Below are 18,534 nucleotides of genomic sequence, written 5' to 3' on the forward strand. Positions count from 1 at the left end.
AAAAATACCCAACTTACTAGACTAATTATTAAAAACCGCATCTGGAATATCACTATTTACTACTCTTTTGCTAAACACAATTCTTGTAAAATCGGAAGAAGGCTCCACCATTTTCACTTCCAAAACTGCTGCATCATTCTTATCGAACAGTAATTCGAAGGAAGCAATATATCCCGCCATTTTCTTGTCCTTGGGTGTAAATACCGCCTTATTGAATTTGTTCATTGTGCTATATGAAATATCAAAATCTGAATCATTAAACATTGAACCTCTCACACTGTTTACAATAAGTTCGTTTAACTTTTTAAACATTTTACTACTTCCAATATCCACCTTACTTTTAGTGCCGCCATCGTTGATCAATAATTTGTCTTCCTTAAAGATCACGCTATATTTGAAAGGCTTAGTGTATTCCCATTTTACCAATCCTGGAGCTTTAAAGGCAAGTTGCCCCGAAGTTTCGATGTCGTTTTCTAAAAAGTCCATATGCTTATACTGCACAAAGTCACTTTTTATGGTGTTCGTCGCTTTTGAAGTTGTTTCTACCTGCTTCTTAAAAGTGACGATTTCCGCTGCGGACATCACTTTTTCCTGAGCGCAGAAAACTCCTGTTGTTAGGACAAAAAATAATAGTAAATACTTAGTTCGCATAGGGTTCTATTTCCAGCAATTGGTCTACTGTAACCGATTGCATTTTGTTCGATTGCAAAAATAGCAATAAGCGTTCCAAAACGGCTATCGTTTTATCACTTGAATCGTGAAGCAGGATGATATCTCCTTTTTTCAGGTTTTTGGTAATTCGTTTAAAAATGATTTCTTCGGAAAGATTTGTGGTATCAAAAGACCGTTTACTCCAACCAATGCTAATAAAATGAGTTGTTGCAAGTGCTTTTCTTATCCGCGGATTAGTAACTCCAAAAGCCGGACGATACATAGTCATTTCATGGCCGGAAACCTCTTTCACCAGTTTATTAGTTCGTTTTAATTCTGAAATGACCTTTTCTGAAGAGAAAAACCCAAAATTAGAAGCATGCGAATAGGTATGATTCCCTACCGTATGTCCTTCAGAAATAATTCGGTTAAATAAATCCTTTTCTGCTTCAATATGCTTCCCGATACAAAAAAATGTCGCTTTCGCATTGAATTGCTTCAGAAGAGATAATACTTTAGGTGTATACTCTAGATTTGGCCCGTCATCGAAGGAAATAGCAATATTATTATCAGTAATTGTGATATTGCGATGTAACGATGTAATATGATAATCCCAACTAATGAACATCGAACCCATCAAAGTAATGAGAATCCAGATTACAGCAACTATCACGTATGCATAAATAGGAACTTCGAGAAAATAATCGGCAACTATAAAAAGTATAAAAACAGCTGCGGTTATTGCGTTTATGGTAGTAAACCTTAGCATTTTTTTAGAAGAATGAAGCTATGGTTTTCACCTCTGTATTGGTTGTACAGCAGTATAGTCTTCAAATTTTTGGCTTGTACAGCATTCATCCGAACTATGTCTGGTATCGATTGAGACTTGAGAATTTTTGCTCCCAGCCAAAACCCAAAAGAAGACGCAGTATTAAATTCGCCACACAAATGTTTATATCCAACTTGAGGGGTTTCAGAAAAGAGACCGTTGCTCAATTTATTATAATATCCATCAAACTTAACATCGCCGTTATTACCCAGCACAATAAGGTCAATATCGTTTATAGTCAAATCGTTATCCTTCAGAAAATCCTTCGCTGCAGTTTCCACATCCTGTTCATTCAACGTATTGAAGGTTTTTAGATCACAAAGCTCTGCATAACAATTGCTGTTCTGTTCAGAAGAAAGCACGAAAAAATTAGCACCTTCGCTAAACACAGCCCCTTCCGAAGTTGAAGTCAACACATTCCTGAGACTAACTGCCTCAGGTTTAATATGATTTATCAATCGATGGATTTTTACCGTATGGTCGCCCAACTCGTCGACGCCTCCAACCAATATATGGTTCGCTTCTTCGTTTTCCAATTGCATCTTCGCGTCCAACACAGCCGATTCAAAAGAAATTCCGGCATGCACATAGGTAAAATTATAGCCTTTGCAACCCAGTCCGAGTGCGATCTGCCCGCCAACAGTGTTGTGGGTAGATTGAATAAAAGAAGTAGGTGTTAAGTATTCTTCATTATTGTCGATGATGGCACTTACAAATTTCTCTGAGTCAATCACACAACCCATTCCTGTTCCTGTTAAAATAGCATCTACATTTTCCAAATTAGCATCAGTAAGCGCCAATTTTGATGCTACAACGCCCATCTTAATCCCTTTTGCCATTCTACGCGCCGCAGCCGGCGGAATGTAATCCTTATACGCAGGATCTACAGCGAGAATTACCGTGTCATTATAATCGGAAATCTCGTTTAAAAACTCACTGTTATCGAATGTTTTCTGTGCAGATACCGAACCAACACTTTGTATATACACCTTCCTCATCACGCTTCTTTTGAAAAAATTACGGTGGAACAGTTTCCGCCAAATCCAAGAGAGTTGGACAATACAGTAGCAAGCTCTTTCTTTTTCAATACTGTTTGTGGACGGATAGAAAATTCCTTCATCTGGGTTTTATAGTTAAGATTGGGAAAGATTTCATTATGTTGGAGTGCCAAAAGCGAGTAAACTGCTTCAATTGCACCAGCCGCTGCCAAAGTATGTCCTGTATACGCTTTCGTGGAACTAAAATCAGGAGGTGTCTCCCCAAATACTCTAATAATTGCACGACCTTCAGAAAGGTCATTATTTCCAGTTGCAGTACCGTGAGCGTTGATATAATCGATATCTTTTGCTTCCAGCCCCGCAACTTTCAGTGCTTTTTCCATTGCCAAAGTAGCACCATCACCATTATCGGATGAAGCCGTTTGATGAAATGCATCATTAGCATTTCCGTAGCCTTTTACGTAGCCTAAGACTTTTTTATTTTCTGCTTTCACTACTTTATCGCTTTCAAGTACCAAAAATGCTGCTGCCTCGCCTAAATTTAGTCCTTTTCGGTTTTCATCGAAAGGAGTATTGTAGGTGTCAGACAATATCATTAAGGTCTTAAAACCATTAATAGTAAATTTTGAAAGACAGTCGGCGCCACCAACAACCACTCTATCCAGTTTTCCGGATTTTATAAGTCGTGCACCGAACATGATGGCATTCGCGGCAGAAGAGCAGGCGGTGCTAATCGTTGTTACCAAACTTTGCTCGATTCCTAATTGTTCTGCGATCTTTTGAGTTGAATCACCCGCATGATGACCATCGATATATTTTTGAAGTTTTTTATCTTCCAGATATTGGTAATAGTACTTTTCGGTCATATCCATTCCGCCCACGCTAGTGGCAGAAATTAATCCTGTCTTATACTTTGTAATATCCGTTATTTGTGCATCGGCAATCGCTTGTTTTGCAGCGACAGCACCTAATAATGCAGTTCGGGAGTAGTTATTATCACTATCTAAACCGAGTTGTGATTCCAGTTCAGCATTGGTAAAATCAATTTCACCAACCATTATTGCGTCGCGATGAACCGTGTCAATTTTATCAACTCTGGAAATACCCTTTCTGCCCTCTACAAGCGCGCTATAATTCTCTGCCACGTTGTTTCCAATGGCAGAAATAATTCCCATTCCGGTGATAGCAACGCCTTGTGACATATTATAATAAAATCTATTTTGTACGGTTCTCGGCTATATAGTTAGCCATCACCTCTACAGATTCGAAGATTTTTCTTCCTTCTTTTGGATCAGATAGTTTGATACCGTAATCCTTGTCCAACATAACGATCAGCTCTAAGGCATCAATGGAATCTAATCCTAATCCGTCGCCAAACAAGGCATCATTATCGGCAATTTCTTCCACAGAAACATCTTCCAGGTTCAATTGCTCAATGATCTTCTCCTTCAATTCTTGTTTTAATTCACTCATAACTTATATAATCTTGTTATCTCCTCTTTATTGTGTTTTATATTCCCGTTAGGTCCTACCAGATATAAAAATGCGTCATATTTATCGTCATCATAATCGGCCCAACCACAGAGTACTTTATCTGCCTTCCCACTATTTAGTAAACTTGAAGCATAATTGAACAAGTGTACTGCATTGAAGTGCTCAAATATAAAAAAACTATTCTCAGAATACAGCTTATGTTTTATACTTATCTCACCTATACAAATGTTTGGTAGCGTGTACACAAAAACTGCCGGACTGGGATAGTAGTTTTCTTCGTCTTTTATGGACTGTTGATGCTTACGATCGGTATCCAGACTTGAAGCTCTATTTGAAAGTATAATAGCTGTGTTTTCTATATTTTCTTCGGAAGGAAACGTGTTAAGTAAAACATCTGCAGTTAAAAATGCGAGTTTACTTAGATTGTCCATTTTGAAGAATTTCGGATATTTGGTATCCTGAGATTTGTAAGCCGCCTTTATAAAACCTGAAAATTCTTCCGAAGCATCCGTAAAAAGCACTTTTCCGTTTAAGTACAACTTATTATCTCTTATATGAGCAAAATTCTCTATGTATAATTCCTTATTCAATATACAATTTTCAACTTTTCAAATTCAATCAACAATATCAACCACAAAGGACACGAAGTTTTCACTGAGAACACAAAGCCTAGAATTGCTAGACGTTTTTTACTGCTCACTGAGCACTGATCCTTCTCAATATCCCCGAAGTGTCGGGACTTTTCGTTACCACTTCAAGAAATCACTCCTTCTCGATACTATTCCAAAATTCCTTACAGTCATTTTGAAATCACTCCTTCTCGATAATATTCCAAAATTCCTTACAGTCATTTTGAAATCACTCGAAGTGACAATTTTCTCCAACTCTCACATCTCACATCTCACATCTTATGTCTAACATCTATCCCTTCCCACAAACAAACATGGTATGGTACTCTCCTATAGTGATGTCTTCTTTAATTTTTAAACCTGCTTTGGCAATCAATCTTTCGAAAACTTTTGCTGGATACATTTTGCTATTTCCATTGGCTAGGACGGTAAAATATAATGAGGTGGCTTCCAAAATAAACTTAGCATTGTCAAATTTCTGTCGATCGGTGAAGGTTTCTACGATAATTAATTCAGCATTTTCGTCCATAGACGCGGCGCAAGTTGATAGTACTTTTACGATTTCATCTTCAGAAAAACAATCTAAAAACTGACACATCCAAATAACATCGGCTCCGGTTGGAATCTTCGGGTTTTCACTCAACCAATCGATTTCATGTCCGGAAATTCGGTCTTCAAAACCATTCTTCTTTGCATTTGCAAGTGCCTTGTTTAATTGACCGGGTAAATCGACGATCTTTATCGTAAGCTCCTCAGTTGTATTGCAACAATGAACAGCAAATTTTCCGGTGTTTCCACCAATATCAAAAAGCACTTTTGGCTTTCGCTCAAGTACCAATGACAAGGCCTCATCGAATATATCGTCTGAATAATGATGATCGAAATCGAACCAGGATTTTTGAACTTCCGGAGTTAATTGAGATAAGCCTTGATAGATGGTGCTCCAATCCCCAAGTTCCTTTAAACCCTCAGGTTTTCCTGTTTTAATCGCATCATTAAGGTGGAATAAACCCTTATAACAAACCTCGTTTGTAAAATTGATATTTACATTGGCGGTAGTGTTGTAGTTTAAAAAATAACCCACTTTGGTTAATTCGTATTTCTCTTCCTCACATTTCGAAACAATATTTGACGTCTCGGCTATTTCTAGAAGAACGCCTACTCCATATTCGCTTACCGATAATTCTTTTGAAATTTCTGAGACCGTCACGCCTCCCTCATCTCGTTTATCAAAAATGAAATCGAATATCCCCAATTTCCGAAGGGAGACTGTGGCTTGAAATACAAATGGAGCAAAAGCTATTTTCTGAGCTTCTTCTAAGGCTTCAATAGCTCTCATGGGTTTTTTTGACATGCGATAATGGTTGTTTCTACAAATCTAAACTATTTGTTATTAATCTTTAAATTAGTTTTTTGGCAAACACCTAAAAATTGCTGCCGTATTACAACCTCCAAATCCGGAGGCCGTTTTTAAAAATATATTTATCTTTTTGGATGTTGTTTTTGTGATAACATTTAACGGTTCTGAAACTCCTAATTCTGAAAAGCCCAACGAGCTAAACAACGTATTTCTATAGGCCGAATGCATCCCCACTATGGTCTCCAGCAATCCTGAAGCTCCCAATGTATGTCCAAAATATCCTTTCAAACTATTAATAGGTATTGTTCCCATTCCAGCTCTGTTAAAAGCAATGGCTTCCATTTCATCATTAAAAGTAGTAGCAGTTCCATGAGCTGAAATATAATCTATATCTTCCGATTCCAGTTTAGCCTCTTTCATCGCAGATTGAATACTTCTGAATAATCCCTCACCTGTTCGTGATGGTCCGGAGATATGATTGGCATCATTACAAGAAGCTTCTCCCAAAATTTCAACCGCTTCGGAAGCTAAATTACGATCTTGATTAGTTACCAAAACACTCGCGGCAACCTCTCCAATATTTATACCTGTTCGTTCTTTGCAATATGGTCTACAAGGTTCATCACTCATTGCCTGAAACGAATTAAAACCCGATAAAATAAACTTAGTAACCAAATCACCACTCACGATAAATACATGATCGTAAGTCCCTTGTTCGATATATCTTTTAGCTACAGAAATCGCCATTACACCAGAAACACAGGCATTAGAAAGAACGATAGCTTCATTTTTTAAACCAAAATACTCTTTAATTTCATTGCCTAATGCACTGAGATAGGCTCTCTCTTCGGAAAAAGGACTTTCTGCTTCCAATACGTCTATATTTCCTTTGGTGGTAGAGATTATGAGTCCAACGTTTTCCTTCAGAGGTATTTTTGAAGCATCAATCACTTTTTTAAGCGACACCAACATCATTTGTTCCAGTCGTGTGTATTCTTTTTTCGGATTCAGAAGAGAAAAGGCATCTATTAAAGCTTCCGAAGAAATCATCGAAGAATAAAAAGGGGTAGCAAAAAGTTTTGGGTCATTAACTAAAGTGAGTCCCGAAACTTCATCAGCAATCTTATCCACCACTGTCGTACTGTCGAAACCTAGTGAAGAGATTATATTGTTGTATGACAAATACACCTTAGCCATCCAATAAACCTTCTTTTAATTTCCAATCACGGAAAAAACCCGGAATTGTAAGTGAAAGATCTCCGCTATCCAAAGCGACAAAAACCTGAATCGTTTCACCTGTACAAACCAATTCCCCTTTCGGATTAAAGATTTCATACCTAAAAATCATTTTAGCAGCCGGCGAATCTACGTAAATTGTCTTGATGGTAGCTGTATCACCATAGCGAAGTGGCAGTCTATGTTCACTAGTCGATTTCACGATGGGCGATGCGAATCCATTATCTTTTTGATCTAAATAAGAGATCCCATGATGGCGACCAAAAGCCTCCCGGCCATCTTCAAAATATTGTATATAGTTTCCATGCCAAACGATTCCCAGTGGGTCTGTTTCTACAAAACGCACTCGGATTTCATTGGTGAAACTTATTTCTTTGTCAGTATTATACCGCATTTTTTTTTTCATTATAAACAATAGAAATCACTGAAGTAAATATAAAAAACATAAATAACAGGGCGATTTCCGGAAGGATGTCCGTTAGATTTCCATTCCTTAAAAATACATCATAGAAACCGTTTAACCCCCAATTCATTGGAGATATATTCGATAAAAGTTGCATGAATTTTGGCATCACAAAAACAGGCACCCAAACCCCGCCTAAAGCCGCAAGAATAACAACTAAAGTGGCACCAAAAGGAGCCGATTGTTCTTGTGTTTTAGCAATGGTTCCTAATAGAAGTCCTAAGCCAACTGCAGCCAATCCTGCGAAAGTGGCAATGATAAATAGTAAGGGTAATTTCCCCGAAACATCGAGTTTTGGTAATCCAATTAGTGGAAATAAAAACACACCCAGCAACAACATTAATGCAAACTGAATTAAACAAACCGCTACATACACTAGCGTTTTACCGCCTAAAACCGTTGTATAAGACACCGGATTTGTTCGCAACCTCACAAAAGTCCCTTGCGTTTTTTCTTTTACCATATTGATCGACAGCGGAACGATTATAAAGAAAATCGCAAACAAAGTCCAGGCCGGTACATTATGCTGAGTAGAATTTGGAATTACAATTGTATCCCCTTCTGTTTGAGACATTTCACGAAAAGCGATAAAGCTTTCAGTTTCAAAAATAACCTCATCTTCCTCTCCTAATTGTTCCTGAAACGCCTTGTAAATTGATTGTGTCTCAATCTTGGAGATCATTTTATCGATGCCATTTTTCACCGAACTCTTAAATGCTAATTGTGTCGCTGGATCGAAGTACAAACGGACCTCTTTTTTATCAGTTTCTGAAGCGGTTTTAGCAATAGTTTCTTCCTCCTCCAATCCGAATTTCGCCAAGATTCCTTCTACATTAGAATTCACTTTTTTCTGAAGGGCTTTAGAAAGATCTTCAGGGATAATTATGGCTAGCTGGTAGTTTCCGGAAAACACCTTTTGCTTGGCGTCTTCTTCCGAAGCAGACATAATTATCTCAAAGGAATTAGAAGACATCAAACCTTCGTGAATGCTTTCAGAAACACTTCCGCCATCCTTATCAACTAACAGTATAGGTATTTTTGTATCGTTTATTGTTTTGAAACTGCTATCCTGAATTAAGGTAATAGTAATTAATAACAGCAATGGCATTATAAACAAAATGGCAATCCCGCCAAGATCTCTTGTGAGTAATAACACTTCCTTATATGCCGATGCCAACAACTTATGCATAATCTCTAAGGGCTTTACCGGTGATAGCCAAAAATACCTCTTCCAAATTTCTCGCGTCCTGTTGTTGAGAAATTAGATCGGTGGGCTTACCTTTTACAACAATGCTTCCCTGATCAATAATAGCAACACGCGTACAAAAATCTTCGGCTTCGTTTAGATGATGCGAAGTATAGATCATCGTGGTACCATTTTTATTGAGCTGTTTTAAATGATCAATAATTACATTTTTTGACTGCACATCGACCCCAACGGTAGGTTCGTCCAAAAACAAGACCTTTGGATTATGTAAAATACTCGCAATTAGATTAACGCGACGTTTCATACCTCCGGAAAAGGTCTCAACCCGTTTATTAGCGAATTTTGAAAGTCCTAATGTTTCGAGATGATCCTTAATTTCTTTTTTTAAAGTAGCTCCTTTTAAACCGTACATACTTCCGAAGTAAGAAAGATTCTCATAGGCTGTTAATGAAGGGTAAAGGGCATATTCCTGAGGGACAATTCCTATAAGTTTTTTAAGTTCCAGCTTATTTTCTTTATAGTTAAGCTCGTTAATCGTAAACGATCCTGAAGTAGGTTTTACGAGGGAGCTTAACATAGAGATTAAAGTTGTTTTTCCGGCGCCATTGGGACCTAACAAACCAAATATCTCACCATCATTCACCGTCAATGTCAAATCCAGAACTGAAAAATCTTCGGCTCCTTTGTATTTTTTCGACAATTGATTGATCTCGATCATACATCTTCACTTAAAGCGTTTTGGGAATATTAATTCGCCCTTTCTATTTAATTGCTTTCCTCAATTTTTTAAAGAAATCCTTTTCTAAATCGGCTATTTTTTCAAGTTGTGTTGCAACATCATCGTACAAATCGATTTCCACCTTAGTACTTCGATTGCGATAAATTCGAGAGGCATCAACTGCAAAATCACGCCAGAGATCTCCAATGGCAGTCATTTCTTTAGATAATACCGAGAGCTCTTCTTTCTTAAGAATCTTAGCCGCCTCCTGTAAAAATGCTGCGTAAATATATCTGAATCCGCCTCCACCCGTTCCAATTTCTTCCTGCATTCTCACAATCTGTCCCAGATAGTGATTGGCTTTTTTGGTGCCTTGTTTCTTCGGCCATTTCCGAATTAATTTTGCAATGGTTTTAATTCCATTCACACCTACAAATGGTACTGGAGCTAGCATATCGCGACAGGTTTGTTTAATTCCTTTGCGAATTGCTTCTTCTAATTTGAGTTCTTTTGGAAATTCTATCGGGTAGTACATATGTCCTTTAGGAGCAAAAGCACCTTTCGCAAAGCGGACCTTATCGAGTTCTTTGCTACTCAAGGTAGTCACTTCCTCCATCACAGGATCACTAATTAGGTAGGTATCATTTTCTTTTCCGTAGACAACCAGATTATGCGCATTAAAATGAAAGCGATATTCATCCGGGAAATAGGTTAGATTGTACACTCCTACTTGAAGTCCGACAGGATTATTTTTTTCGAGGTTTTCATCCAAACGTTTCTTGGCAGCCTCGCTATTTCTGAATTTTTCTCTTTTAAATTTTACACCAACACGTTTGGCGAATTTGTTGAAAATAAAACCCGGCATCGCCCGATATGTAATAACCGGAGCATGATCTACTTTTAACAAAGGGATGTAACAATATAGTAATCCAGAACCAATTCCGAAGACCATTGGCTCGCTCACTTCAAAGCCGTTGTGTTGCATCAAATTTGAAACCACGCCGTTTTCGCAATGAGCAGATTGATGGTGTGTAAAGTCTATTTTCATGAATTATTGGTCTATATGCTGCAACTGTTCGATTGATATTTCGAACACATCGGCGTATTTTTGAAGTGTTTTAGAGCTTAGTTTGTTAAATACTGAAGGCTTAAAATGTCTTTTTACACGCCATTTCCAGATACCCGCATAACCTGCTAAGACAGAAAGATCCATCTTGTGTAATTCCATATAATATTCTAACGGACTAGTCTCATTGGCCAGTACTCTGGTTTTCGCTTCTTCAACGCGTTCCTTTATTTTCTCGATCGCATTATTTAGTGCAATAGTTTTAGGATCCCAACCGGTGGTATGTTCTGTGGTATACTCCCCATTTTCATCGACCGCATAACACAGCTCTCTAAAGTTGGCAGATTCCAAATTACTTTTATCCTGTGGGACATCACTTTTTTTCATCAGACTTCGTGAATTAGGAAATTTAGTGTACAAGCTACAATTAATTCATCATTATTAAAAGTCTCACATGAAATGCTACAAATAGTGATCACTCCTGTATCGTAACGTGAAATTAAGTTTGCTTTGGTGGTGATGATTTCTCCTTGCTTCGGAAGCGCATACACTTCCACTTTTTTAATCGCGCTGATGTAACCTACTAGATTATTTCCTTCACCTTCATAATCGTCATCTTCAAAATAACTTTGACCAACTATTGCTGAACAAGCTTGTGCAGCGTTTTCGATTAGACCGGTTTCTGAAAGCCTCTCGTTCTTTACGAAAATACAGTCCTTAGTGATATCAAATTCTGTGTGAACTGAAGTCTCATCAATTTCCATTAAACGGCTTACCATTAACAAAGGCTCCCTATGTGGAAGGAACTTCTTTATATCAATATGATGTCCGTCTACAGATTTCACTTATTTCGCTAATACTGTTTTCATTTCTCCCGTTGCTATAACAATACCTCCACTTTGTGTTTCGATTGTTACCAAAGTGACTCCCATTATTTCGTGTAAAATCTTCACTGTAGTTGTCAATTCTTCCGACGCTTTTGGCAGTTTATTTATTTCCACTTTTTTGATGGCGCCAATATAACCGGTAGGTGCTGGTTTTTTTTTCAGAAAATATTGATAACCCGTATGTAAAGCTATTGTTTGAGCCATATGCTCAATAAGTCCTGAAGCAATAAAGGTATTGTTATGACAAAAAATATTGTCGGTCGGAATAGTAAAACCCGATACAACTTGTTTTTCAGAATAAAACAGCAATTTATCTACCATTATAAATGGCTTCTTTTGAGGAATAAGGTTTTGGACAAAATGCTTATCGGTTATTTTTTCGGCCAGTAAATTCATCTAACAAACAGTTAAGTAGGCATACGAATAAGAAAATCTAGCACTCTCGGGCACATGAAATAAAATTCGGTCCCCTTTCTTTAGCTTTCCGGAATTTACTAACTCCTCGAGCATGATAAAGATAGAGCCTGCTCCAATGTTTCCAACGTTTTCTAAATTAAGAAACCATTTATCCCAAGGCATTTCAACTCCTTGATGTGTTAATTCATCGTAAAGATTTTCTTTGAAGTAATAAGATGATATATGCGGAAGATAATAATCGATATCATCTTGCGTAATATTGTGTTTAGTCATAGCCTTTTTAAGGCTATCAACTCCTTTTACAAGTATGTTTTCGCTTAGCAATTTCACATCTTGCTTCATGGCAAAAAGTGACATTTTTCCCCATACATCGGCAGGATATTCACTCCATGGTTTCAGATTTCCATCTTCTAACTTTTCTCCGCCTGCATACATACATGTTTCCAGTTCATGAGCATACGAATAACCTTCCATCCAGTCTATTCGAATTGGTGTTTTTCCCTTTGGTTCATTCTGAAGTAGAAAAGCACCCGCGCCATCCGAAAGCATCCAACGTAAAAATTCCTTGTTAAAGGCTAAAATCGGATTTTCTTCAAGACCTTGTAAGTGACTTATTTCGTTTTCAAAAACATCAGACTTCATCCAGGAAGATGTTCGTTCAGAACCTGTACAAACTGCGTTATTTACCTGTCCGGACTTGATGGCCATAAAGCCGTACTTAAGAGCATTCATCCCACTACAGCAAGCGCCTGAAGGTGAATTAATTTCAATATTTCCGTTTTTAAGAAATCCATGAACCATGGACGCATGTGACGGTAAAATTTGGTCAGGACTAGAAGTTCCACAAGATAACAGTTCGATCTCTTCCTTAGCGAAACCATTTTGACAAAGGCCCATTATTGCTTCTTTGGTGAGTTGCGCGTTGTTGTGAGTTACATCTCCATTTTCATCGATAGCATAATATCGAGTCTTGATCTTGTTATTCCGCAATACAATTCTTCTAGCTTTCGAAGTCTTTCCATTGATCACTCCTAGCTTTTCCTCCATTTGCTCATTGCTCACCGGTTCATTTGGCAAAAACTTTGAGACTTTTGTGATGTAAACTTCTTTCATGAATCCTTCGTTGTGGTCACAGATGAAAAATACGCTTTTTCTCTGTTAATTTTATTCCTCTTAAGGGGATAAGTGAGTAAAAATACAATAAAAACTATAGGGGCTATGACCCATATTGCAAATAACAAATAATATTTAAATAAAACGAGCCATTTCGCTCTTTTTGGACTTCCGGAAGCTCCTTTTTTTATAATAAGATTAGCCCACTTCGAAAACACAAAATTTCCCCGTTCATCGGTCGCGATTAAAAGTGGCTTTACTTTAACTGCTTTTAACTTGAGTAATTCGGGTTGTAATCCTGAAAAATCATCTGCTATTAGGGCATTTTTAATGGGCACTCCAAAAATTTCGGCTCTTTCTATATCTGCTTCGGAAACTCCCGGTTTCGGGAAAAAGCCAAGGAATCTCGTTTTTTTACCCTTAAACATCCAATGCATGATGGTTATTACGCTCACATGATTAATGTTTTTATCGACCATCGCAATGTTTCCGACTAATTTTGCATTACAATCAAGCAATAATATTTTTACTTTTTCCTGCGCCTGAATCCACATATTTCTACAAGCGATCACTGTAACTACGGGCGTGTTGTTTAATAATTTTTTGGCAGCTTCAGACTTTAAAAAAGAATTTACTGGAATAGATGGCGTCAAGTACCAAACGGTATATCCTAAAATGATTAGGTCGTATTTTTTCTGAAGTATTTCCGAAGACAACTCATTAATAGGCTCGGGAATTTGAAGAAAGGACTCCGGAAAAGCATCGTAAAAATCTTTTTCCTTCCACGGAAAGGGATATTCATTCACCGGCTGAATTTGATGATAGTCAACATGTACATCCTTCCCTTCAATAGTAGAAACTATATTCTGAAGGATCTCAGTTAACTGTCCCGTTTGAGAATAATATATAACCAGTACTTTTTTCATATTGTCGATAAATATCCTATTTCTTGATTTTATTTCAGAAAAAAGAACCTATGTCATAACCTTATTAAAAGTTAATCAAAAAAGACTTTATTCTTTGTTCTCTCTTCTTCCTTCTTTCTTCTTATTCACATTCCAGAAATCAAAATAATTAAACCATTGCAATGGGTATTTCTGAAGCATCCACTCCACACTCTTTATATATTTTTTTAAAAGATCCTTCTCATCCCTATGATTCACTTCGGCCAATCTAGCGTATAAATGATAATGTTTTGTAGTTTCTTTCATCACATACACAAAGATCACCGGAACATTTAATCGCGATGCCAATAAAAAAGGTCCCGCAGGAAAGTCGGCTTCTTTTCCTAGCAGTTTTTCCCTTAAAGATTTAGTGTTTTTAAAGTACCTGTCGCCCGTAAAACAAACTAGTTCTCCATTTTGTAGGGCACCATTGATTTCAAAAATATGTGATAAATCCTCTTGAATGAGGATAAACTTGATATTCGATCTTTTTGTAACACTTTCAAGATACTCCTTAATATTTTGGTGTTCGGCATCTGTGGTAACAAGGTTGATTTGCGATCGTGTGTCGATATCTTCAAAGAAATACTCAGCGAGCTCAAAATTTCCAACATGAGCACTTATTAATATTCCCCCTTGCCCCTTCTCGAGTAAATTGGTAATATTTTCAACGCCATCAAACTCGTAGGTGAATTGATCTTTCAGGCCTGAAGCCACTGCAGCCTTATCGATAATAGTTTGCCCAAACCGAAAATAGCTTTTATAAATATGAAGGATACTTTTTAAACGGCCATAAGAAAGACGATGCCGAAAGTAGTAGTAAATAGAATTTGTACTCCGTGTAGCGAAAAAGCAGAAATAAAACGCAACAAAATAAAGCAAAAAATATGCAGCGCGAATACCCAGTTTTCGAATAAAGAAAATAAAGATTTTATACCCTAAAACAGTACCTCTCGATTTACCTTCCCATTCATCCGACATCCGCAGTTATTCGTGATTTTTAGCCTATTTTTTTTTCAATTAAGTCGTAAAAATCCTGAAGTGTAATAACCTTCAGAAAATCTTCTCCCACCAATTTAACACCAAAATTGGCTTCAATAGCAACAACCAAATCGACAAAATCCAGACTGTCCAATTCTAAAGTTTCCTTCAAATTGGCTTGAGGGGCGATCTCCTCTTCTTCTACTTCAAACTCATCGACCAAAAAGTAGTTTATCTTCTCTACAATTACCTCTTTATTCATAACTATTAGGGCACTTTTTTAATTATTAATGCTGAATTCGTTCCTCCAAATCCGAAAGAATTGGACAAAAATACATCAATTTTTTTATTTAACGTTTTCTTAACAAGGTTTAATTTCGCTGCAGCCTCATCCGGCGTTTCCAGATTAATATTTGGAGCTACAAAAGAGTGTTCCATCATTAACATAGAATAAATAACTTCACTCGCACCAGCCATCCAACATTCATGACCTGTCATTGATTTTGTTGAACTAACACAAGGTCCGTTTTCACCAAATACTTCTAAAATCGCTTTAGCTTCATTTGCATCTCCCACAGGAGTAGATGTCGCATGAGCGTTTACATAATCTATCTCACTAGCCTTCAAACCTGCCTGTTGCAAAGCCTTGGTCATCGCCTTTGATGGTCCATCTACATTCGGCGTTGAAATATGTTCTCCGTTTGACGAAAACCCATATCCAATGATCTCCCCTAAAATAGGAGCACCTCTTTTCACGGCAGATTCGTAACTTTCTACTATCAATGTTGCAGCTCCACCACTTGGCACCAGGCCATCACGATCTTTATCGAACGGACGGGATGCTTTCGTTGGATCGTCAATGTTCATAGCAAATACGCCTAGACCATCAAAACTACCCATGGCGAGCTCATTAATTTCCTGAGCACCCCCGCAAATAATCATTTCCTGTAATCCACTTTTAATAAGTTGATATGCCATTCCAATCGCATGAGAACCACTGGCACAGGCAGCACTTACCGTAAAATTGATTCCCGTAAGTCTGAAAATAGTAGAAAGATTCATAGTTACTGTAGAGTTCATGGCTTTAAAAATAGCTCCGGAACCTACCAAAGTAGTGTCTTTTTTCTCACGTATCTTGTCTACAGATTCGATTACAGATCTCGCTGTAGAATCATTTCCATAGAGAATTCCAACTTCATTTGCATCAAGAAAATCCTGATCAATTTTGGCGTTTTCAAGGGCTTCAATCGTTGCAACATAAGCATAAAGGGCTTCTTCGCCCATACTTATACGTTCTCTTCGGGATAATTGTTTTTTAAGATCCGGTTCTTCGACCATTCCGGTGAGTGCAGAACGATAGCCGAATTCTTTTCTCTTTTCGTCAAAGACAATTCCGGATGTACCATTGTAAAGAGATTCCTTTACTTCAGAAAGATTTTTACCTATACAGGAATATATCCCCATACCCGTAATTACAACTCGCCTCATCGGTCACTTCTAATTTTAGGAGTAAATGCCTCCGTTTATATTTATTACTTCGCCGGTAATATAAGAGGATTTTTCCGAAGCCAAAAAAGAAACAATATGTGCCACCTCTTCTGCTTCTCCAAATCGATTTGCGGGGATTAATTTCTTAAGTTCTTTTTCATCCAGATCACCGGTCATATCGGTGCGAATAAAACCAGGTGCAACGGCATTCACGGTTATATTTCTTTTTGCCACCTCCTGTGCTAATGCCTTTGTCGCAGCAATTACGGCTCCTTTAGCCGCACTGTAGTTGGTTTGACCGGGAGTTCCTTTTAATCCTGAAACAGATACCATATTAATTATACGACCATAGCGATTGACCAACATTTTTTGAATAAGATGATTGGTCACATTAAAAAAGCCGTTAAGACTGGTGTTTATCACATTAGTCCAATCTTCAGGTTTCATCCACATAAACAAACCATCTTTGGTTATTCCAGCATTGTTTACAATCACTTCAATAATCGCATCTTTATGTTCCACATGCCAGGCATCCAATTTTGATATGACCTCGGCGGCATTAACAACATCAAATTGAATAATTTCTCCAGCTCCTCCAACAGACTCAACCTCCTTTAAGGTTTTTTGTGCCGCTGCTTCATTGCTATTATAGTTTATTAAAATGTGGTATTTAGTGTCCTTTGCCAATTGAACGCATACAGCACTTCCAATTCCTCTGGATCCACCTGTAACTAAAGCGTATTTTGTTGGGGCTTTTTTTTCTTCCATTATAATCCTGCTCGAAAATGTTTAAAAGGTAAAAATAATTTAATTTGTCTGGTCGAGCGCAGTCGAGACCTACTTGATAATACGTAATTTAACTACTCGACTGCGCTCGAACGGAAAATTAGCCAACACTTTGGACATCTTCGTTTTTTTATTTATTCTGAAAAGTTTTCTACATTCTGAAACCACTTCCCGCCAATTGGCTTACCACTAGTATTGATAAATCCCCATTCCTTTTTATTTTTCACTCGGGCAAGACCATTTCTGAAGCCTTTGAGGTTGTTTTTACTAAAAATTGAAAATCCACCGGCAGTAATCTCATATTCATCTGGAATAACCATCTTACCTGATTTGTCGATAAATCCCCATAATTTTTTAAGCTTAACAGGTGCCAGGCCGTCATCCGAAAAAGTTTCTGCATCTCTAAAGTTCATTGGCACTGCCATATCTCCTTTTTCGTTAATATATCCCCACTCCTTATCATTGGATACAGGTGCCAGACCTTCGTTAAATGCTCTTGCTTTGTCGTATTGTGGCTCAATCACCCAATCTCCTTTAGAATTAATAAAACCTATTTTTTTATTGTTTCGAGCATAAGTTAAGTTAGAGTCTTCAGTAAAGTCCCAAATTTTATCGGCATTCGCAACAGTTGTAAACGTTCCGCCATTGATAACACCATAAGATTCTCCTTTGGCAGCCCAAATTCCCTTCGAACTATAATCACCAATTTCAGAATATTCAACAGGAATATAAACTTTCCCAGTCTTATCAATCATTCCCCAGCTTTCACCATTTTTAACTCTTGCATATCCATTAACAAATGGCTTTATCTCTCTATAAGTTGGTTCAAGAATTAACTTCCCATCGGTACCCATGAGTCCGATATTATCTTCAACTCGGTAAAATGCGATGCCATTTTTATCGAAATCGTATAGCTTTTCTTGAACAGGGGTATTAAATATGTTTCCGGTTTTATCGATATAATTCCATTGATCATCTTTTAGAACTATGGCATATCCAGAATTGAATTCTTTTACCTTATCGTAGGTCGGTTCTATCACCCATTTTCCACTTCTATCTATAAAGCCCCATTTTTTATCTTTAAAAGCCGCGGCGAGTCCATCAGAAAAATCTCCCGCTTTTTCAAATTGTGGATTAATTACAACAGTTCCTTGTGTATTAATATACCCAAACTGATCATTATCTCTAACCAATGCCAGCTCTTGGGCCGATATTGAAGTCAGACATAGGAACATGGCAAGTGCAAAAAGAGGTAGCTTTTTCATAG

The 18,534-nt window shown here is 37.5% G+C and carries 22 protein-coding genes; all 22 read right to left on the minus strand.

The window, feature by feature from the left end; genetic code table 11:
* Nucleotides 1-21 precede the first annotated feature (21 nt).
* Nucleotides 22-651: an outer membrane lipoprotein carrier protein LolA gene (locus tag BXY75_RS00595; protein WP_121905762.1), complete on the minus strand. Its 630-nt coding sequence runs from the start codon at nucleotides 649-651 to the stop codon at nucleotides 22-24.
* Nucleotides 641-1,420 carry a polysaccharide deacetylase family protein gene (locus tag BXY75_RS00600; protein ID WP_121905763.1) on the minus strand — a complete coding sequence of 260 codons (780 nt, stop codon included), beginning with the start codon at nucleotides 1,418-1,420 and terminating at the stop codon, nucleotides 641-643. Before BXY75_RS00600 ends, BXY75_RS00595 begins: the two co-directional genes overlap by 11 nt.
* Nucleotides 1,414-2,478, minus strand: a complete 1,065-nt coding sequence (locus BXY75_RS00605) for a beta-ketoacyl synthase N-terminal-like domain-containing protein (protein ID WP_121905764.1) — start codon at nucleotides 2,476-2,478, stop codon at nucleotides 1,414-1,416. Before BXY75_RS00605 ends, BXY75_RS00600 begins: the two co-directional genes overlap by 7 nt.
* Nucleotides 2,478-3,680 (minus strand): beta-ketoacyl-[acyl-carrier-protein] synthase family protein, encoded by a 1,203-nt coding sequence (locus BXY75_RS00610; protein ID WP_121905765.1) that lies wholly within the window; start codon nucleotides 3,678-3,680, stop codon nucleotides 2,478-2,480. The genes BXY75_RS00605 and BXY75_RS00610 overlap by 1 nt, the downstream gene beginning before the upstream one ends.
* Nucleotides 3,681-3,693: 13 nt before the next feature.
* A complete protein-coding gene (locus BXY75_RS00615) occupies nucleotides 3,694-3,951 on the minus strand; it encodes a phosphopantetheine-binding protein (RefSeq protein ID WP_121905766.1) in 258 nt (85 codons plus the stop codon).
* On the minus strand, nucleotides 3,948-4,562 hold the full coding sequence (locus BXY75_RS00620; protein ID WP_317125228.1) for a beta-ketoacyl-[acyl-carrier-protein] synthase family protein: 615 nt from the start codon (nucleotides 4,560-4,562) through the stop codon (nucleotides 3,948-3,950). The genes BXY75_RS00615 and BXY75_RS00620 overlap by 4 nt, the downstream gene beginning before the upstream one ends.
* A gap of 331 nt (nucleotides 4,563-4,893) precedes the next feature.
* Complete coding sequence (locus BXY75_RS00625) at nucleotides 4,894-5,955, minus strand: methyltransferase (protein ID WP_121905768.1); 1,062 nt, start codon at nucleotides 5,953-5,955, stop codon at nucleotides 4,894-4,896.
* Between the two features lie 51 nt (nucleotides 5,956-6,006).
* Complete coding sequence (locus BXY75_RS00630; protein WP_121905769.1) at nucleotides 6,007-7,158, minus strand: beta-ketoacyl-[acyl-carrier-protein] synthase family protein; 1,152 nt, start codon at nucleotides 7,156-7,158, stop codon at nucleotides 6,007-6,009.
* Nucleotides 7,151-7,591 (minus strand): acyl-CoA thioesterase, encoded by a 441-nt coding sequence (locus BXY75_RS00635; RefSeq protein ID WP_245962897.1) that lies wholly within the window; start codon nucleotides 7,589-7,591, stop codon nucleotides 7,151-7,153. The genes BXY75_RS00630 and BXY75_RS00635 overlap by 8 nt, the downstream gene beginning before the upstream one ends.
* Nucleotides 7,581-8,849 (minus strand): ABC transporter permease, encoded by a 1,269-nt coding sequence (locus tag BXY75_RS00640; protein ID WP_121905771.1) that lies wholly within the window; start codon nucleotides 8,847-8,849, stop codon nucleotides 7,581-7,583. The genes BXY75_RS00635 and BXY75_RS00640 overlap by 11 nt, the downstream gene beginning before the upstream one ends.
* Entirely contained in the window at nucleotides 8,842-9,585 is a 744-nt protein-coding gene (locus BXY75_RS00645) for an ABC transporter ATP-binding protein (protein ID WP_121905772.1), read from the minus strand. Before BXY75_RS00645 ends, BXY75_RS00640 begins: the two co-directional genes overlap by 8 nt.
* Nucleotides 9,586-9,628: 43 nt before the next feature.
* The gene (locus BXY75_RS00650) at nucleotides 9,629-10,633 is read right to left on the minus strand and encodes a BtrH N-terminal domain-containing protein (protein WP_121905773.1); all 1,005 of its coding nucleotides are present in this window, start codon (nucleotides 10,631-10,633) and stop codon (nucleotides 9,629-9,631) included.
* A gap of 3 nt (nucleotides 10,634-10,636) precedes the next feature.
* Complete coding sequence (locus BXY75_RS00655; protein ID WP_121905774.1) at nucleotides 10,637-11,038, minus strand: hypothetical protein; 402 nt, start codon at nucleotides 11,036-11,038, stop codon at nucleotides 10,637-10,639.
* On the minus strand, nucleotides 11,038-11,496 hold the full coding sequence (locus BXY75_RS00660) for an ABC transporter permease (RefSeq protein ID WP_121905775.1): 459 nt from the start codon (nucleotides 11,494-11,496) through the stop codon (nucleotides 11,038-11,040). Before BXY75_RS00660 ends, BXY75_RS00655 begins: the two co-directional genes overlap by 1 nt.
* Nucleotides 11,497-11,934 (minus strand): hypothetical protein, encoded by a 438-nt coding sequence (locus BXY75_RS00665; RefSeq protein WP_121905776.1) that lies wholly within the window; start codon nucleotides 11,932-11,934, stop codon nucleotides 11,497-11,499.
* Nucleotides 11,935-13,068: a beta-ketoacyl-ACP synthase III gene (locus BXY75_RS00670; protein ID WP_121905777.1), complete on the minus strand. Its 1,134-nt coding sequence runs from the start codon at nucleotides 13,066-13,068 to the stop codon at nucleotides 11,935-11,937.
* Complete coding sequence (locus tag BXY75_RS00675; RefSeq protein ID WP_121905778.1) at nucleotides 13,065-13,994, minus strand: NADPH-dependent FMN reductase family protein; 930 nt, start codon at nucleotides 13,992-13,994, stop codon at nucleotides 13,065-13,067. Before BXY75_RS00675 ends, BXY75_RS00670 begins: the two co-directional genes overlap by 4 nt.
* Nucleotides 13,995-14,081: 87 nt before the next feature.
* Nucleotides 14,082-14,993, minus strand: a complete 912-nt coding sequence (locus tag BXY75_RS00680) for an LpxL/LpxP family acyltransferase (protein ID WP_121905779.1) — start codon at nucleotides 14,991-14,993, stop codon at nucleotides 14,082-14,084.
* 19 nt (nucleotides 14,994-15,012) lie between these two features.
* On the minus strand, nucleotides 15,013-15,255 hold the full coding sequence (locus BXY75_RS00685; RefSeq protein ID WP_121905780.1) for an acyl carrier protein: 243 nt from the start codon (nucleotides 15,253-15,255) through the stop codon (nucleotides 15,013-15,015).
* A gap of 5 nt (nucleotides 15,256-15,260) precedes the next feature.
* Nucleotides 15,261-16,481, minus strand: a complete 1,221-nt coding sequence (locus BXY75_RS00690; protein WP_121905781.1) for a beta-ketoacyl-[acyl-carrier-protein] synthase family protein — start codon at nucleotides 16,479-16,481, stop codon at nucleotides 15,261-15,263.
* Nucleotides 16,482-16,496: 15 nt separating this feature from the next.
* Nucleotides 16,497-17,249, minus strand: coding sequence for a 3-oxoacyl-ACP reductase FabG (gene fabG, locus BXY75_RS00695; protein WP_121905782.1), 753 nt, complete (start codon nucleotides 17,247-17,249; stop codon nucleotides 16,497-16,499).
* A gap of 152 nt (nucleotides 17,250-17,401) precedes the next feature.
* Entirely contained in the window at nucleotides 17,402-18,532 is a 1,131-nt protein-coding gene (locus BXY75_RS00700; RefSeq protein WP_121905783.1) for a WG repeat-containing protein, read from the minus strand.
* Nucleotides 18,533-18,534: the final 2 nt, after the last annotated feature.

The organism is Ulvibacter antarcticus (genome assembly GCF_003688405.1).
Lineage (GTDB): Bacteria > Bacteroidota > Bacteroidia > Flavobacteriales > Flavobacteriaceae > Ulvibacter > Ulvibacter antarcticus.

Excerpts from the sequence above, each read along its gene's own strand:
- BXY75_RS00650 (WP_121905773.1), bottom strand. The coding sequence starts at position 10,633 with ATGAAAATAGACTTTACACACCATCAATCTGCTCATTGCGAAAACGGC.
- BXY75_RS00645 (WP_121905772.1), bottom strand. The coding sequence starts at position 9,585 with ATGATCGAGATCAATCAATTGTCGAAAAAATACAAAGGAGCCGAAGAT.
- BXY75_RS00700 (WP_121905783.1), bottom strand. The coding sequence starts at position 18,532 with ATGAAAAAGCTACCTCTTTTTGCACTTGCCATGTTCCTATGTCTGACT.
- BXY75_RS00625 (WP_121905768.1), bottom strand. The coding sequence starts at position 5,955 with ATGTCAAAAAAACCCATGAGAGCTATTGAAGCCTTAGAAGAAGCTCAG.
- BXY75_RS00655 (WP_121905774.1), bottom strand. The coding sequence starts at position 11,038 with ATGAAAAAAAGTGATGTCCCACAGGATAAAAGTAATTTGGAATCTGCC.
- BXY75_RS00630 (WP_121905769.1), bottom strand. The coding sequence starts at position 7,158 with ATGGCTAAGGTGTATTTGTCATACAACAATATAATCTCTTCACTAGGT.
- BXY75_RS00685 (WP_121905780.1), bottom strand. The coding sequence starts at position 15,255 with ATGAATAAAGAGGTAATTGTAGAGAAGATAAACTACTTTTTGGTCGAT.
- BXY75_RS00665 (WP_121905776.1), bottom strand. The coding sequence starts at position 11,934 with ATGAATTTACTGGCCGAAAAAATAACCGATAAGCATTTTGTCCAAAAC.
- BXY75_RS00610 (WP_121905765.1), bottom strand. The coding sequence starts at position 3,680 with ATGTCACAAGGCGTTGCTATCACCGGAATGGGAATTATTTCTGCCATT.
- BXY75_RS00675 (WP_121905778.1), bottom strand. The coding sequence starts at position 13,994 with ATGAAAAAAGTACTGGTTATATATTATTCTCAAACGGGACAGTTAACT.
- BXY75_RS00605 (WP_121905764.1), bottom strand. The coding sequence starts at position 2,478 with ATGAGGAAGGTGTATATACAAAGTGTTGGTTCGGTATCTGCACAGAAA.
- BXY75_RS00640 (WP_121905771.1), bottom strand. The coding sequence starts at position 8,849 with ATGCATAAGTTGTTGGCATCGGCATATAAGGAAGTGTTATTACTCACA.
- BXY75_RS00635 (WP_245962897.1), bottom strand. The coding sequence starts at position 7,591 with ATGCGGTATAATACTGACAAAGAAATAAGTTTCACCAATGAAATCCGA.
- fabG (WP_121905782.1), bottom strand. The coding sequence starts at position 17,249 with ATGGAAGAAAAAAAAGCCCCAACAAAATACGCTTTAGTTACAGGTGGA.
- BXY75_RS00595 (WP_121905762.1), bottom strand. The coding sequence starts at position 651 with ATGCGAACTAAGTATTTACTATTATTTTTTGTCCTAACAACAGGAGTT.
- BXY75_RS00600 (WP_121905763.1), bottom strand. The coding sequence starts at position 1,420 with ATGCTAAGGTTTACTACCATAAACGCAATAACCGCAGCTGTTTTTATA.
- BXY75_RS00670 (WP_121905777.1), bottom strand. The coding sequence starts at position 13,068 with ATGAAAGAAGTTTACATCACAAAAGTCTCAAAGTTTTTGCCAAATGAA.
- BXY75_RS00615 (WP_121905766.1), bottom strand. The coding sequence starts at position 3,951 with ATGAGTGAATTAAAACAAGAATTGAAGGAGAAGATCATTGAGCAATTG.
- BXY75_RS00690 (WP_121905781.1), bottom strand. The coding sequence starts at position 16,481 with ATGAGGCGAGTTGTAATTACGGGTATGGGGATATATTCCTGTATAGGT.
- BXY75_RS00680 (WP_121905779.1), bottom strand. The coding sequence starts at position 14,993 with ATGTCGGATGAATGGGAAGGTAAATCGAGAGGTACTGTTTTAGGGTAT.